Annotated in this window: 6 protein-coding genes and 9 pseudogenes; 4 read left to right on the top strand and 11 right to left on the bottom strand. The window is 68.4% G+C overall.

Going from position 1 to position 15,249, the window contains the following annotated elements:
* Nucleotides 1-166: 166 nt before the first annotated feature.
* Nucleotides 167-923 (bottom strand): annotated as a pseudogene (gloB, locus tag AAF143_RS13730) (hydroxyacylglutathione hydrolase).
* A gap of 76 nt (nucleotides 924-999) precedes the next feature.
* Between gloB and hisG the strand changes: the two are divergent.
* Nucleotides 1,000-1,632: pseudogene (gene hisG / locus AAF143_RS13725) on the top strand (ATP phosphoribosyltransferase); the annotation flags it as partial.
* Between the two features lie 21 nt (nucleotides 1,633-1,653).
* Nucleotides 1,654-3,449, top strand: a pseudogene (locus AAF143_RS13720) (ABC transporter ATP-binding protein).
* Here the strand turns inward: AAF143_RS13720 and AAF143_RS13715 are convergent.
* Complete coding sequence (locus AAF143_RS13715) at nucleotides 3,401-4,225, bottom strand: alpha/beta fold hydrolase (RefSeq protein ID WP_255006289.1); 825 nt, start codon at nucleotides 4,223-4,225, stop codon at nucleotides 3,401-3,403. The pseudogene AAF143_RS13720 and the gene AAF143_RS13715 sit on opposite strands and share 49 nt — an antisense overlap.
* A gap of 68 nt (nucleotides 4,226-4,293) precedes the next feature.
* Between AAF143_RS13715 and AAF143_RS13710 the strand changes: the two genes are divergently transcribed.
* Nucleotides 4,294-4,782, top strand: a complete 489-nt coding sequence (locus tag AAF143_RS13710) for a GNAT family N-acetyltransferase (RefSeq protein ID WP_255006287.1) — start codon at nucleotides 4,294-4,296, stop codon at nucleotides 4,780-4,782.
* 10 nt (nucleotides 4,783-4,792) lie between these two features.
* On the opposite strand, the gene AAF143_RS13705 is transcribed toward AAF143_RS13710, so the two are convergent.
* From AAF143_RS13705 to AAF143_RS13695, 3 genes and pseudogenes are all read right to left on the bottom strand, one after another.
* Nucleotides 4,793-5,527 carry a glycosyltransferase gene (locus tag AAF143_RS13705; protein WP_414027198.1) on the bottom strand — a complete coding sequence of 245 codons (735 nt, stop codon included), beginning with the start codon at nucleotides 5,525-5,527 and terminating at the stop codon, nucleotides 4,793-4,795.
* Between the two features lie 23 nt (nucleotides 5,528-5,550).
* Nucleotides 5,551-6,141: pseudogene (locus AAF143_RS13700) on the bottom strand (TIGR04282 family arsenosugar biosynthesis glycosyltransferase); the annotation flags it as partial.
* 58 nt (nucleotides 6,142-6,199) lie between these two features.
* Nucleotides 6,200-7,332 (bottom strand): annotated as a pseudogene (locus AAF143_RS13695) (trypsin-like peptidase domain-containing protein).
* A gap of 142 nt (nucleotides 7,333-7,474) precedes the next feature.
* On the opposite strand from AAF143_RS13695, the pseudogene dnaA reads away from it, so the two are divergent.
* Nucleotides 7,475-8,903, top strand: a pseudogene (gene dnaA, locus AAF143_RS13690) (chromosomal replication initiator protein DnaA).
* A gap of 33 nt (nucleotides 8,904-8,936) precedes the next feature.
* Here dnaA and cbbX read toward each other — a convergent pair.
* From cbbX to AAF143_RS13660, 6 genes and pseudogenes are all read right to left on the bottom strand, one after another.
* Nucleotides 8,937-9,910: pseudogene (gene cbbX, locus AAF143_RS13685) on the bottom strand (CbbX protein).
* Complete coding sequence (locus AAF143_RS13680; protein ID WP_255006267.1) at nucleotides 9,894-10,151, bottom strand: 4a-hydroxytetrahydrobiopterin dehydratase; 258 nt, start codon at nucleotides 10,149-10,151, stop codon at nucleotides 9,894-9,896. The pseudogene cbbX and the gene AAF143_RS13680 overlap by 17 nt, the downstream one beginning before the upstream one ends.
* A 51-nt stretch (nucleotides 10,152-10,202) precedes the next feature.
* Complete coding sequence (locus AAF143_RS13675; protein WP_255006255.1) at nucleotides 10,203-11,342, bottom strand: CO2 hydration protein; 1,140 nt, start codon at nucleotides 11,340-11,342, stop codon at nucleotides 10,203-10,205.
* Nucleotides 11,342-12,882: pseudogene (locus tag AAF143_RS13670) on the bottom strand (NADH-quinone oxidoreductase subunit M). The gene AAF143_RS13675 and the pseudogene AAF143_RS13670 overlap by 1 nt, the downstream one beginning before the upstream one ends.
* Nucleotides 12,883-12,892: 10 nt before the next feature.
* Nucleotides 12,893-14,748: pseudogene (locus AAF143_RS13665) on the bottom strand (NAD(P)H-quinone oxidoreductase subunit F).
* A 28-nt stretch (nucleotides 14,749-14,776) separates the two neighbouring features.
* Entirely contained in the window at nucleotides 14,777-15,244 is a 468-nt protein-coding gene (locus AAF143_RS13660; protein ID WP_255006249.1) for a ferritin-like domain-containing protein, read from the bottom strand.
* Nucleotides 15,245-15,249 lie beyond the last annotated feature (5 nt).

Genomic DNA, 15,249 nt, shown 5'->3' with positions numbered 1-15,249 from the left:
TTAGTGGATGAAAGATGTACCTACTCTAACAGAGTAGCTTCGATGTAATTGAAGCTGATTAGATGTCTGAAAACTTATGATTTGCTCGGATCCCGCCTTATTGAGATCTTAACCGCGCAAGCATCCACTCACCGAGTGGCCAGAGGCCTGCCGGGCCCCCTCGGCCCTAACCGCGCCAGTTGTTCTTGCTCTCCCGCAGGGCCCCCAGCTCAGCGGCATCGGCGGCGCGCAGGAAGAGGTTGGTGGCCAGCTCCGCTCCGATGCTGCTGGGCACCGTGAAGCGCCCGGCGGCCCGCAGCTTCCGCACCTCCTCCAGCCGCTCGCCCAGCGCCGGATCGTGGGGCCGTTCGGCCGCGGCCCAGGCGAAATTTCCTTCGGTGTACTCGTGGGCGCACCACACCCGGGTGTCCGCCGGCAGGGCCGCCAGGGATTGCAACGACTGCTGCATCTGGGCCGGGCTGCCCTCAAACAGGCGCCCGCAGCCCCCACGAACAGGGTGTCGCCGCAGAACAGCTCCCCCGGGCCGCCGTTCCTGGAACAGCTGGCAGGTAGTAGGCGATGTGGGCCCTGGTGTGGCCCGGCACATCCAGCACCTGCACCGGGCGGCCCAGAAGCGTGAACCGCTCGCCGCCCGCCACCGAGCGGGTCTGGATGGGAATGCGGGCGCGGTCCGCGCCGGCGGCGAACACCTCGGCGCCGGGCCAGCGGGCCAGCAGGCCCGGGGTGCCGCCGATGTGGTCGCTGTGGTGGTGAGTCTGGAGGATGGCCACCAGTTCCAGCTGGCGTTGCTCCAGCCAGGCGATCACGGGTTCGGCAACGGCAGGATCCACCACCACCGCCTTCGAGCCCGATCCCCCGTGCCAGACGAACACGTAGTTGTCGTCGAGAACGGGGATCAGGTCCACGGTGTCGGCGGCAGCCATGCCTGCGGCTTCTGGCAGGGTCTCGCGGGGGGCGTTGTCGCGGCCATCGTTAAAGTCCACGCTGCGGTGCAACACCATGATCACCGTCGCCCTGGCCAAAGGCGCCCTTCTCAAGGATTCGGTGCGGCGTTTCGCCGCCGCCGGTCTTGATTTCAGCGCCCTGCTCGATGCCGACAACCGCCAGCTGCGGGTGCCCAGCACCTGCGGCCGTGCCCGCGCCCTGCTGGTGCGTAACGCCGATGTGGCCGTCTACGTGGCCTATGGCCAGGCCCAGCTGGGCGTGGTGGGCTACGACGTGCTCAAGGAGCATCCGTTGCCCGTGGCCCAGCTGGTGGATCTGGGCTTCGGTGGCTGTCGCATGGCCGTGGCGGTCAAGGCCACGAGTGGCTACAGCCGGGCGGCTGATCTGCCACCCCACTGCCGCGTCGCCAGCAAGTTCACCCGTTGCGCGGAGGCCTTCTTCGCCGACCTCGACCTGCCGGTGGAGCTCATCCATCTCACCGGCTCGGTGGAGCTGGGACCGATCACGGGGATGTCCGAGGCCATCGTCGATCTGGTGGCCACGGGCCGCACCCTTCAGGAGAACGGATTGGTGGCGATCGATGAGCTGTTTCACAGCACGGCGCGGCTGATCGGGCACCCCCTGGCCCTGCGGCTCGATGCTGGTCCGCTGCAGGCCCTGGTGGACCGGGTCGCCGCGGCGGGCTCCCCCTTCTGGCCCGTAGCGCTGATGGCCTCCCGCGATCGCCAACGGCTGCGTCTGCTGCTCCCCTACATCGGCCGTGAGCGCCGCCGCCTCACCCTTTCCCTGGTGCTGCTGATTCCGGTGGCCCTGGCGGCCGCCGTCCAGCCCCTGCTGGTGGGTCAGGCGATCTCGGCCCTGCGCCATGAACCCACCATGGCCTGGCTGGCGGGTCAGAGCGTGCCCCAGGCCCTGCGTACCCTCGTGGGGCTGCTGCTCCTGGCGGTGATGGTGCGCCTCGCCCTGCAGGGCGTGCAGACCTACAACATCCAGGTGGTAGGCCAGCGACTTACGGCCCGCATCCGCGATGACCTGTTCGCCCATGCCCTGGCCCTCTCGCTGCGCTTCCACGACCGCACCCCGGTGGGCAAGCTGCTCACCCGGCTCACCAGCGATGTGGATGCCCTGGCGGAGGTGTTCGGCAGCGGCGCCATCGGCGTGCTCGCCGACCTGGTGACCCTGCTGGTGATTGCCTTCACGATGATCTCGATCGAGCACCGCCTGGGGGCCTTGCTGCTGGCGATCCAGGTGCCGGTCACCTTCGCGATCGTCTGGCTGCAGGGCCGCTACCGCAAGGCCAACTACCGGGTGCGGGAGGAGCTCGGCCAGCTCAACGCCGACTTCCAGGAGAACCTCCAGGGGCTGGAGGTGGTGCAGATGTTCCGCCGCGAGGCCACCAACAGTCACCGCTTCGCCAGCACCGCCCAGCTCTATCGCAAGGCGGTGGACGGCACGATTTTTTATGACAGCGCCATCTCGGCCCTGATCGAATGGGTGGCCCTGGCGGCAATCGCCGTGGTGCTCGCCCTTGGTGGCCTGCTGGTGGATCGCGGGGCCATGGGCCTGGGCACGCTCACCACCTTCATTCTTTTTCCCAGCGGCTGTTTGACCCGCTGCGCCAGTTGGCCGAACGCTTCACCCAGATCCAGGGGGCTCACGGCGATCCAGCGCATCGACGAGCTGATGGAGGAGCCGATCGAGATCGCTGAACTTCCTGTGGGCCAGCTCAGTGCCGCCGCCGTGCGTTCAGGCGCCGAGCGCGCCAGCGCCGGGGAGGTGGTGTTCGAGAACGTCTCGTTCGCCTACCGCAGTGACGATCCGATCCTCACTGACCTCAGCTTCCGCATCGCCGCCGGTGAGCACGTGGCCCTGGTAGGGCCCACGGGTTCGGGCAAGACCACGGTGATCCGGTTGCTCTGCCGGCTCTATGAACCCCAGCGGGGGCGGATCCTGCTCGATGGCATCGACATCCGCCAGCTGCCGATCGCCACCCTGCGCCAGCGGTTGGGGGTGGTGCTCCAGGACACCTTCCTGTTCAGCGGCAGCGTGGCCGACAACCTGCGCCTCGATGCGCCGATCGATGACGTCGAGCTGCTGCGGCTCTGCAACGAACTGGGGCTGGAGGGCCTGCTGGAACGGCTGCCCGACGGCCTGGCCACGGAGCTGCGCGAGCGGGGAGGCAACCTCTCCTCCGGCGAGCGTCAGTTGCTTTCAGTCGTAAGGGTGGCGATCCGCAACCCCTCGGTGCTGGTGATGGATGAGGCCACGGCCTTCATGGATCCCTCCACCGAGGCAACCCTCCAGCACGACCTCGACACGCTGCTGTCCCAGCGCACCGCGATCGTGATCGCCCACCGGCTGGCCACGGTGGAAGCCGCCGATCGCATCCTGGTCCTGCGGCGTGGCCGCCTGATCGAGCAGGGCACCCATCGTCAGCTGCGGGCCGCCGGGGGCTTTACGCGCAGTTGGCTGATCTCCAGGAGCGGGGACTGGCCAGGCTCTGAGCTTGCTCGTCCAGCACAGACTCCAGCCAGCGCTCGATCAGGCTGGCCAGTTGGCGGGGATCCTGGCGCATGGGCAGATGGCCCAGCCCTTCGAGCAACTCCACCGAGTGCAGGGGCGCATAGCCCGCCAGGTGGCGCACGTAGCGGGGCTCCATCACCCCATCTCGGCTGCCGCTGATCCACAGACTGGGCACGCCCAGCCGGGCGGTGAGCCCGGGCAGCTGGCGCACGGCGCCGCGGTTGGTGCTGCAGGCCAGGAGCCCCCGGGCCGCCCGCAGATCGGCCACCAGGGGGCTGCGGATGGCGTCGGTGCCGGGCAGGCCAGCCAGCCAGCGGGGGCGCAACCGCAGGAAGGCGGATCCGCCCTGCCGCAGGCGCGCGAACGGCCTCGGCTGGTAGACCCCGCCACCGGCGGCGATCTGCACCAGAGCCAGCAGCTGATCGCCCAGGGCAGCGGCGGCGTGGAGGGCGACGCTGCCGCCCAGGGAATGACCCACCAGAACAATCTTGCGCCCGTTGGCCTCGGCGCGGCTGGCCTCGGCCACCCAGCGGCCATAGCTGGCCAGGGTGGGCTGGAGTTGCCGGGGCCGGGGTCGCTGGCCGAAGCCCGGCAGATCGGGCGCCCAGACCGGCCAGCGGGGGGTCAGGGCCTGCTCCAGGGGCTCCCACAGCCGCCCGGAGAGCAACCAGCCGTGCAGGCAGACCAGCAGGGGCGCCGACGGGTCAGGACGGGCGGGGGTGGGGCTCAGGGGTGCCTGGGGCGTGGATCTCCACACTGCAGCAAAACCAGCGCGATCGGGCAGGATCGTCTCCTTGCATCACTTCACCGCTGATCCCCGACCGTTTGGATTCCCACCCCGCCCTGATCCCCCACTACGGCGAAGGACACCGTCTCTGCCCGGTGGCCAACACCCAGGTGACCCTCGTGCTCAGCCTGGACCGGGAGATCGATCTGGTGGAACTCGAGCAACTCTGCGATGCGGTGGGCTGGAGCCGCCGGCCCCTGCGCCGGGTGCGCAAGGCCCTGGAGCACAGCCTCCTGCGGGTGGGCCTCTGGCGCCACGACGCCCGGGTGCCCCGCCTGGTGGGCTTTGCCCGCTGCACGGGCGATGGGGTAAGCGAGGCCACGGTCTGGGATGTGGCGGTTCACCCCCGCTACCAGGGGGCAGGGCTGGGGAAGCAGTTGATGGTCTACGTGCTCGATCAGTTGCGCGCCATGGAGGTGGAGCGGGTCAGCCTGTTCGCCGATCCCGGTGTGGTCGGGTTCTACGCCGACCAGGGCTGGGAACTGGAGCCGATGCAGCGCCGCTGCGCCTTCTGGTATTCCCCCTAGCGAGCCAGGCTCAGCTGCCGTAGTAGCTCTGCGCCAGCCGTTCCAGGCTCACCCCGCCGCGCCAGGCCCGGCGCAGCTGCCAGTTTCGCCAGGCGGTGCGCGCCACCCCCTGCCGCCGCCAGCGGCGCCCATCCACCCGCAGCTCCGCCCCCAGGCAGCGCACGGGCCCCTGGGCGGCGAGCCGTTGCACCAGATCCAGGTCCTCCATCAGCGGCCAGGGCCGGTAGCCCCCCACCCGCCGGTAGAGGTCACTTGGAATCAGCAACCCCTGGTCGCCGTAGGGGCGATGGAGCAGGCGGGTGCGCAGGGCCACGGCCCCCTCCACCAGCCGCAGGCCGAGACCGCTCCCTTCGATGCGCAGCTGGAAACACCAGGGTGCGGGGGCTGGGCCAGGGCCCGCTGCAGCGCCTCCTGCCAGCGCGGGCCGAGGCGCCCGTCGGCATGGAGCAGCAGCAGCCAGCAACCCCCCTGCCTGGCGCTGCGCTCCCCGCTCTCCCCTTCCCGTTCGCTGTGCACCCGGGCCTCCAGATCCAGCTCCGCCAGGGCGAGCTGGGCCCCGCGCTGCAGCTGGATCCCGCGACCGGGGGCTGCTGATCACCCGGGCCCCGGCCAGGCGCGCGATCGCCGGGGTGCCATCGCCGCTGCCGCCATCCACCACGAGCGGGCGACGGAGCAGATCTGGGGCGGCCGCCAGGTCCGCCAGCAGCAGCGGCAAGCGCAGCGCTTCGTTCAGGGCAGGGATCACCACCTGAACGGACGCCGCCCGGTTCAGCCCAGCCATGGCGAGAGATCCCCGGGTCGATCGAGGTCGCTGAGTTCCCCCAGGAGCAGGGGCTCCAGCCCCTGGTCCGCCGCCGCCTGGCAGGTGAGCTCCAGCACCCGGCCCGTGCCCCAGGGGATGCCGGCCAGCAGCGGCACGCTCGGGCTGTGGGCCCCCAGGCCGATCAGCCAGTAGCCGCCATCGAGCGCGGGCCCCAGCACCAGTGGCTGATGCGCCAGGGCGGCCAGGGCGGCCCCCAGGCCATGGCGATCGAGGCCGGGCAGGTCGGTGCCGATCAGGGCCACCGCCTGGGCCCCCTCCCGGAAGCTGTGGCGTAGCTGGCGCTGCAGGCGCAACCCAAGCCCGCCGGGCCCCTGCAGGCGTACCCGATCGGCCCCCAGCTCGTCGCCCCAGCGCTCGGCGGCCTTCGGGCCGAGCCCGTCGACCGCCAGCACCAGCTGGGCGCCGGCCCCCGCCGCCACCGAATGGGCCGTGGCCATGGTGTGGCGGGTGAGCGCCCACTGGATCCGGGCGGCGGCCTGGGCGCCGATCCCCGCCGCCAGCCGCCGCTTGCAACGCCCCGGCGCCGGCCAGCGGGCCATCACCACCAGCTGCAGCGCCCTGCCGCCGGCGCTCCAGGGCTCACCAGAGCGCAATTCAGCCTTCGCGCGGAAGTTCAGCGGGCTGGAGCTGCAGGTCGAGCCGTTGCTCCCCCGGCGCACCTTCAGGGGTAAGGCAGCCCCCACCTTGCCCTGGTCCACGGCCACCTGCACCTCGGAGGGGCTCTTGACCCGCTCGTTGCCCACCTGCTCGATCAGGTCACAGTTTTTGAGGCCGCCCTTGGCGGCGGGGCTTCCGCCCATCACCTCCACCACCACCACCCCGTAGACCTCGGGCAGCTTGCATTCCGCCGAGGTGGCGTTGATTTCCCGCGCCAGCTGCGGGTTGAGCGCCTGCAGGCGCACGCCGATGTAGGGGTGGGAGGCACGGCCGCGCTCGAGGATCTGGGCGGCGATCTGACGGGCGAGACGGATCGGGATCGCGAAGCTCAGACCTGCGCCCGGGGCCTGGCGGATGGCGGTGTTGATGCCGATCACCTGGCCCCGGTCGTTGATCAGTGGACCGCCGCTGTTGCCGGGGTTGACGGCCGCATCGGTCTGCAGATAGGGCACCCGCTGGCCCTCGCCCACCGCATTGGAGCGGCCGATGGCGCTGATGATCCCGGCGGTCACCGTGTTGTCGAGGCCCAGGGGGTTGCCGATGGCGATCGCCCACTCCCCAGGTCGCACCTTGTCGGAGTCCCCCAGGGGGGCCACGGGCAACTTCGAGGCCACCACCTTCACCACCGCCACATCGGTGACCGGATCGCTGCCCAGCACCTTGCCGTGGAAGCTGCGGCCATCCGGCAGGGTGACCGTCACGTCGCCCGCCCCCTCCACCACGTGGGCATTGGTGAGCAGCACCCCATCGGAGCGGGTGATGAAGCCCGAGCCCTGACCCTGCTGCTGCTGGATCGAGGGGCCACCGCCGAACAGGCCACCGAGCGGGTTGAGCACGCGCTTGACTGTGTCGATCCGCACCACCGCCGGCCCCACCTTGTCGACGGCGTTGACGATGAAGTTGTTGCCCGCCTGCAGCGGCGCTGGCGGCGGCGCGTCGCTCACCTGGGCCGGGTCACCTCCCCGCCGCGCGCCCGGCAGGCCAGGAAACCCGGGCAAGCCTGGAAATCCCGCCACACAGCCCCCCAGCAGCAGCCCGGCGAGTGTGCCTGTGGCCACCCCCGTGACCAGGGCAGAGGCGCGCGGAAGGCGGGGGCGGGGCGGTGTTCAGGGGTCATGCAGGCGGGCTTGTGGTCAGGTCGTCAGGCGCCTCATTCAAGGCGCCCGTGGCCAGCCACTCTGCCTATATTCAGCCCTCGGTGGTGAGCGAACGGTGCAGCAGGGTCAGGAGCTGTGGCACCGGGTTCAGCAGGCTCTCCAGGCGAATCTCAGCAAGCCCACCTTCGAAACCTGGATTCGCCCGGCCCGGTGCGCCGCCTTTGCCAATGGCCGCCTGGAGCTGCTGGCGCCCAACAGCTTCGCCAGTGGCTGGCTGCGCAAGAACTATCTGTCGATGATCGGCGAGGTGGCTTCCGAGCTGGCCGGTGAGCCGGTGCTGGTGGAGGTGGAGACCGAGCCCGCCGTGGAGTCTGCCGACCTGGCCGACCCAGTGGCCGCGGTGCCGTTGCGGGTTGGTGCCGCCATGTCCCAGGCGGGCCCAGGCCAGAGCGCCTTCGAGGCAGGCCGTGAGGCGGCGCTGCTGGCCGCCACGGGTGAGGCGGCGAGGCGGGCGGCCCCGGGCCTCAACCGGCGCTACGTGTTCAATCGCTTTGTGGTCGGCCCCAACAGCCGCATGGCCCACGCCGCTGCCCTGGCGGTGGCCGAAGCACCCGGCCGTGAATTCAATCCCCTGTTCGTCTGCGGCGGGGTGGGGCTGGGCAAGACGCACCTGATGCAGGCCATCGGCCATTACCGCCTGGAGATCGATCCAGGCGCCAAGGTCTTTTACGTCTCCACCGAGGCCTTCACCAACGATCTGATCCAGGCGATCCGCAAGGACGCCATGCAGAAGTTCCGCGACCGTTACCGGGCCGCCGATCTGATTTTGGTCGACGACATTCAATTCATCGAGGGCAAGGAGTACACCCAGGAGGAGTTCTTTCACACCTTCAACGCCCTGCACGAGGCCGGCCGCCAGATCGTGATTGCCTCCGATCGGCCCCCAGCCAGATTCCGCGGCTGCAGGAGCGACTGATCTCACGGTTCTCCATGGGCCTGATCGCCGACATCCAGGCGCCGGATCTGGAGACCCGCATGGCGATTCTGCACAAGAAGGCCGAGCAGGAGCGCATGGCCCTGCCGCGGGATCTGATCCAGTACATCGCCGGTCGCTTCACCTCCAACATTCGCGAGCTGGAGGGGGCCCTCACCCGCGCCGTGGCCTTCGCCTCGATCACGGGGCTGCCGATGACGGTGGAATCGGTGGCGCCGATGCTCGACCCGGCCGGCAACGAGGTGGATGTCACCCCCAGCAGGTGCTCAACAAGGTGGCCGAGGTCTATGGGGTGAAGGTCGATGAAATGCTGAGCAGCAGCCGCAAGCGGGCCGTCAGCCAGGCGCGCCAGGTGGGCATGTATCTGATGCGCCAGGGCACCAATTTGAGCCTGCCGCGCATCGGTGAGGCCTTCGGCGGCAAGGACCACAGCACGGTGATGTATGCCGTCGAGCAGGTGGAGAAAAAGCTCGCCAGTGATCCGGCCGTGGCCCGCCAGGTGCAGCAGGTGCGCGACCTGCTCCAGATCGATTCGCGCAAGCGCAAGTGATCGGTTGGGCGGGCAACAATCCCGCCCAACCGATCAGCCGGTGAGGGGCTGGCTCGGATCGAGGCCCTCCACCTCCCCTGGAACACCCGGCTGGAGATGATGTCGTTGGCTTCGATTGTGATCAGATCGCGCTTGGTCAATCCGCCGCCACTGTGGTTGAACAGACGGTTGGCCTGGCGCATGCGGGCCCGGTCGATGGCGTTGCGGATCGAGCGGGCATTGGCGAAGAACGGCAGCTGCATCCGCCGCAGGATGTAGTCGGCAAAGGCGATGTTGGCCTCGTCGCTAAAGCGGTAGTTCTCGGCCGCCAGAATCAGCTTGGCAATTGATAACAACTCCTCAGCGCTGTAGTCGGGGAAGTCGATGTGGTTGGCCACCCTTGAGGAGAGCCCGGGATTGCTCTGGTAGAACACATCCATGCGATCCTTGTAACCGGCGAAGATCACCACCAGATCGTCGCGGTTGTTCTCCATCACCTGCAGCAGGATCTCGATCGCCTCGGCGCCGTAGTCGCGTTCGTTTTCGGGGCGGTAGAGGTAATAGGCCTCGTCGATGAACAGCACGCCGCCCATCGCCTTTTTGAGCATCTCCCGGGTCTTGGGAGCCGTATGCCCGATGTACTGGCCGACCAGATCATCGCGGGTGGCCGTGACCACATGGCCTTTGCGCAGGTAACCCAGGCGGTGCAGGATCTGGCTCATGCGCTCGGCCACCGTGGTCTTGCCGGTGCCCGGCCGCCCGGTGAACGACATGTGCAGGCTAGGGGCACCTGTGGCCAGCCCCACCTGTTTGCGGGCCCGCTCCACCACCAGCAGGGCAGCAATTTCACGGATGCGGGTCTTCACGGGCCTGAGGCCGATCAGTTCCTTGTCGAGTTGCTCCAGCACCTCATGCACCTGGGAGCCTTCGTAGGCCGCCTTGAGGTTGACCGGCGTGGCGTCATCAAGTTCATCACTGCTGGGCGCCTGAGGGGCGGAATCAGATCCGGGGTCAGCTGAGGAGACCATCGATGGCGGCGGCGAAGGAATGGTCGGCGTCGCTGAGCGCTTCGCCCTCCCCATCCGCCCGCAGGGTGATGTTGACGTAGGTGCGGCCGAAGCTGATGTCCGGGTAGCGGCCCTGCTGCTCGCAGAAGTCGTTGAGGCGATCGAGGAAAGCGCGGTTGCTGGCGTAATCGGCGAATTCCACGCGCCGCTCCAGGCGCACGGCCTGCTCGGGTTTGGGGCGTGGCGTCCAGGGCTGGTCCATGGGATACAAACTAAATGAGGGGCTGTTCGTTGCCTCAACCAAGGCCAGCGGTCACGCCAGGCAATCCGTGCGGGCCACCGCCAGGCGGCCGGCCCAGGCGGCGGCGTAGGCCCGGTTGGCGGCTTGGGCTTCCGGCGCCGTGCTTGTAAGCGGATGGGGGAAGGTGCCCCGAATGGCCGCGTTGGTGACGCAGAACATCGACTTCTGGAAGCTCATGCAGATCTTGACGCGCACGTCGCCCTCGCCCCGGGTGCGCTCCAGGTACCAGGCGTGCAAACGCTCCGGCAGGTGGCGGTACATGTCCTGCATCAGCAGGCTGGGCGGGATGCCGGCCCCCATCGTGGGAAGTGGATCGGCGTAGAGGGCGCCATAGGCGAACTGGGCCTGATCCGGGGAGATCTGCTGGGCCTGGGCGTTGAAACTCACGGTGCCCAGGAACGGCAGGCCCCGCAGGAACACCGCCTCCACATAGGGCACGGCCACATCCACCAGGAAGGTGAGGCCAGCCTCGGGCGGCAGCACCCACAGCTGTTCTCCGGCCACCTCCACCCCGTAGCTGATCGGGTTCGCGGCGGCGGCCACCAGGCCGTCCTTGATGAACTCCACCACCGCGTCGATCGAGGCCACGCGGCCGTCTGTTTCGGCGCGGGCCAGATCGAGGAACAGATCGCTCATCACCCGCCAGAACTGGCCCAGGGCGTGGGTGGTGGCGGCGGTGCGGATCAGCTCGATCAGAAAGCCCGGAAACAGCGGATGCAGCAGCGCCAGCAGCGGATCGCGGCGGGTCTTGCGGCGGATGATCGCGGCGCAGCCTGCGGCGAAGGCCTCCGAATCGAGATAGGCATCGAGGCCGCCGGTGCCGTGCCAGAGCATCGCCCTCATGCAGTATTCGGCGTACTCGAAATTGATCCGGTCGTGGTTGAGGTGGCGCCAGATCTTCCCCGGGCTCCTCTCGCCATCGAGGTATTTGAACAACGGAAACGGCAGCAGGAACTGCTGCTCGGCCTGGAAGATCAGGTTGGTGCTGTAGGCATCCAGCACCTCGCCGTAGCTCTTGAGCACATCCACCACTTCAATCAGGTGATCGGCGCTCTCCGCCAGCAGCGTGGCGCCGGCCAGCAGTTTCGACTGCAGCTCCTCGGCGCTGGGCATGCCGCCGGCGTGGACCAGATCGGCCGAGATGATCGGCATCAGCCCAGGCCTCCGCTCGTCAGGGCGACACCGTGGAGGGCAGCCGCCAGGGCCGGCAACTGCGCCATGGCCGTGGTGGCGGCCTCACTGAGCCGTCCAAGCCCAGCCGGCAGCAGACCGATGCCGACCACCCCGATCGCCAGGGCCATGGCGGGGATCGTTTCGCGGGGGGCCACCGCGGCGAGGTTCACATCCAGCCGGCCATGGACCACCGGATCGGTGATCGCGGTCACGGCCAGACGGCCGAAGAAGGCCCGGTTGACCAGCAACAGGAAGTACACAGCCGTGAGACCCGATCCCACCATGGAGAGCAGGGTGGCCACGGGAAAGGCGCTGATGCTGCCGCGGAACACCATGAACTCGGAGATGAATCCAGCCATCCCCGGCATCCCGGCGCTGGCCATCACCCCCAGAATCATCAAGGTGCCGGTGAAGGGCAAACCCCGCTCGGGGTTGAGCAGCCCATGGAGCACCGCCAGATCCCGGGTGCCGGTCTTGCGGTACACGATCCCAACGAGTAAAAAAGTAGCGCCGAGATCAGGCCGTGACTCACCATCTGGAACACCGCCCCGAGCATGGCGACGGGTGTCGCCGCGGCGGCGGCCAGCAGGATGTAGCCCATGTGGCCCACGGAGCTATAGGCCACCATCCGTTTCATGTCCTTCTGGGCGATGGCCGCCAGCGAACCGAACAGCACCGAGATCGCCGCCCAGATTGCCAGAGCCGGGGCCAGTTGCGCCCAGGCCTCGGGGAACAGCCCCAGGCAGAAGCGCAGCAGGCCATAGGTGCCCAGTTTCAGCAGCACGCCGGCGAGCAGCACCGACACCGGCGTTGACGCCTGGGTGTGGGCATCGGGCAACCAGTTGTGGAAGGGAAACAGCGGCACCTTGATGCCGAAGCCGATCAGCAGCGCCCCCAGCAACAGCAGCTGGCTGCCCATCGACAATTGTTCACTGGTGATCGGCGTGAGGCTGAAATCCACCGTGCCGGTGAACAGAGCCAGACCGAGGAAGGCGCCCAGGATCAGCATCCCTGAAACCGCCGTGAAGATCAGGAACTTTGTGGCGGCATAGGCGCGGTTGGTGCCACCCCAGATGCTGATCAGGGCCCAGAGCGGAATCAGCTCCAGCTCATAGAAGAGGAAGAAGAGCAGCAGGTTCTCGGCCAGAAAGGCACCGTTCACGGCCCCACTGATCACCATCAGGAGGGCGAAATAGAAACGCGGCCGCTTGTCGATGTCGCGGGTGCAGATCGCCGAGACCAGCGTGAGGGCGGAGTTGATCAGCACCAACGGCAGCGACAGGCCATCGATGCCAAGCTTGTAGCTGAGCCCCAGGCTGCCCACCCACGGGAGCGACTCCTGCAGTTGCATGGCGCTGTTGCCGGGGTCGAACCGGGCCAGCACTACCAGGCTCCAGGCCAGCTGCAGGCCCAGCACCACCAGCGTGATCGTGCGCATGCGCCCCTTGGCCGGGTTGCCTGGCCAGAGGGCCAGCAGCAGGGCCCCACCGAAGGGAATCAGCAGCAGCAGGCTCAGCATGGGGTGCACCTCATCCCTGCCACCACTGGAGCGAGGTGAGCAGCAACACGATCGCCACCATCACCGTGAGCACATAGGTTTGCAGCTGGCCGCTCACCCCCAGCTTGAACCCCTCGGCGCTGGCCAGGGTGAGGCGGCCGATGCCGTTCACCAGGCCGTTGACCAGGCTGCGGTCGAGCCAGTCGGTGAGCCTGGCCAGGCCGGCCACCGCCGCCACGATCGTGGCCCGGTAGATGCGATCGGTGTAGAAGTCGGAGGCGAGCAGGTCCTGCAGGACCCGCAGTGGCTGGATCATCGAGCTCGACCAGAACTTGTTCAGCGGCGCCACCGCGCCGCCGGCCATCCCCACCAGGCCGCTGGCGGCCACCGCGGCGGCCACCGTCCAGGGGATGGCGCCGATGCCGGGCAGCGGATCGAAGCGGGCCATCAGCGCCGGAATCAGCGCCACCAGCACCGTGAGGCTCACCATCGGCAACGCCATCAGCCAGTTCACCTCCGGGGCGCGCTTGGTTTTGGGCATCGGCGGGCCAAGGAACACGTGCCGGTACACACGGGTGAGGTTGAAGGCGGTGAGGCCATTGGTGAGCAGGCACACGGCCGCGAAGAAGGGCTGCTGCTGCGCGAAGCTCTGCACCAGCAGGCCAAAGCACCAGAAGCAGCCCAGGGGCAGCAGGCCCACCAGGCCGGCGCTGCCCACCAGGTAGGCGGTGGTGGTGGCGGGCATGCGGGAGCCGAGGCCGCCCAGTTCGGTGAGGTCCTGGCAGCTGGTGGTGGCGATGATGCTGCCCACGCTCATGAAGATCAGCGCCTTGGCCAGGCCGTGGGTGAACAGCAGCAGCAGCGCGATCGCCGGCTGCTGCAGGGCAATGGCGATGAACACCAGGCCCAGATAGGAGGTCGTCGAGTAGGAGAAGGCCCGTTTGATGTCCACCTGGGCGATCGCCACCAGGGCGCCGGCCACGGCGCTGATCGTGCCCACCACCAGCAGAACGGTGGTGGCCAGGGGGAGAAGCGCAGCAGCGGCATCACCTTCATCAGCACCAGGGCGCCGGCGGTGACGACCACCGAGTTGCGCAGGATCGAGGCCGGGTTCGGCCCCTCCATCGCCTCATCGAGCCAGAGGTGCATCGGGAACTGGGCGCACTTGCCCATCGGCCCGGCGATCAGCCCCAGGCCCAGCAGCGTGCCGGCCAGGGGTGAGAGCGCACCGCTGGCATCAGCCTCGGCGGCCCAGACGTAGAGATCCTGGAACTCCGTCGAGCCCGCCCAGGCCGACAGCGCCACCATCCCCATCAGCAGCAGCACATCACCCACCCGCTTGGTGAGGAAGGCGTCGCGAGCGGCCGTGACCACCAGCGGCTGGGCATACCAGAAACCCACCAGCAGGTAGGTGGAAAGGGTGAGCATCTCCAGCAGGAAATAGCTCATGAACAGGCTGCTGCTCAGCACCACGCCTGCCAGAGCTCCCTCAAAGAAACCCACCAGCGCGTAGAAACGCGCCAGCGACCATTCCTTATCGAGGTAGCCGAGGGCGTACACCTGGCCCAGCAGGCTCATGCCCGTCACCAGCTCGAGCGCCGCCAGGTTGGTGAGCGAGAGGTCGAAGCCGATGCGCAGGTTGAGGTCGGCGACCTGGAACCAGGTGAACTCCAGGTGCTGGGGGCCGTACTGCCACACCTGCCGCAGGATCCAGCTGCCGTGCATCACAGCCAGCAGCGTGACCAGCAGGTTCAGATACGCCGCAGGGCGTGGGCCGTTGCGCTTGAACCACCCCGCCGCCCACGGCAGCGACAGAGCCATGCCGCCGAATCCGTAGAGGGGAATCAGCCAGACCAGCTGGATCGGCAGGGGCAAGGAGGGGGGCAAGGGGTGGTGGAGGTGACCCGCATGGGGTTCAGAAGGTGGCGCGATCCATGGCGCCCGCTCGCCCGCCGCCGAGTTCGCCGAGCCACTGGGCCAGGTCCTCTCCGTGCTGCAGCTCGTCGTTCCAGAGCTCGCGGAAGAAGGCCCCGTTGTCGTGATCGCCGATCAGCTGGCAGAAGCGCACAGCTTCAGCGTAGTGATCCACCTGGGCGGCCTCGAGCTGGGCGTTCTGGCGTAACAGTCCCAGCAGATCGCCTGCCGTGGTGACCGGCCGCAGCTGGGAGGAGGCAGGGGCAACCCCCAGGGAGAGCATGCGCTGCACCAGGCGCTCCGCATGCCGAAGTTCCTCCACGGTTTCGAGGCGGAAGCGCTCCGCCGCCTGTTGGTCGCCCCATCGCTCGGCCAGGGCGGATTGGGTCATGTATTGCTGGACGGCGCTGAGTTCGAGACTGAGGGCCCGGCCGAGGAAGGCCAGGACCCTGGCGTGAACGGCGACCATCGTGA

Origin of the sequence: Cyanobium sp. ATX-6F1, from assembly GCF_047395825.1 — a bacterium.
Classification (GTDB): domain Bacteria; phylum Cyanobacteriota; class Cyanobacteriia; order PCC-6307; family Cyanobiaceae; genus ATX-6F1.
This window is presented reverse-complemented; position numbering and strand designations above follow the sequence as displayed.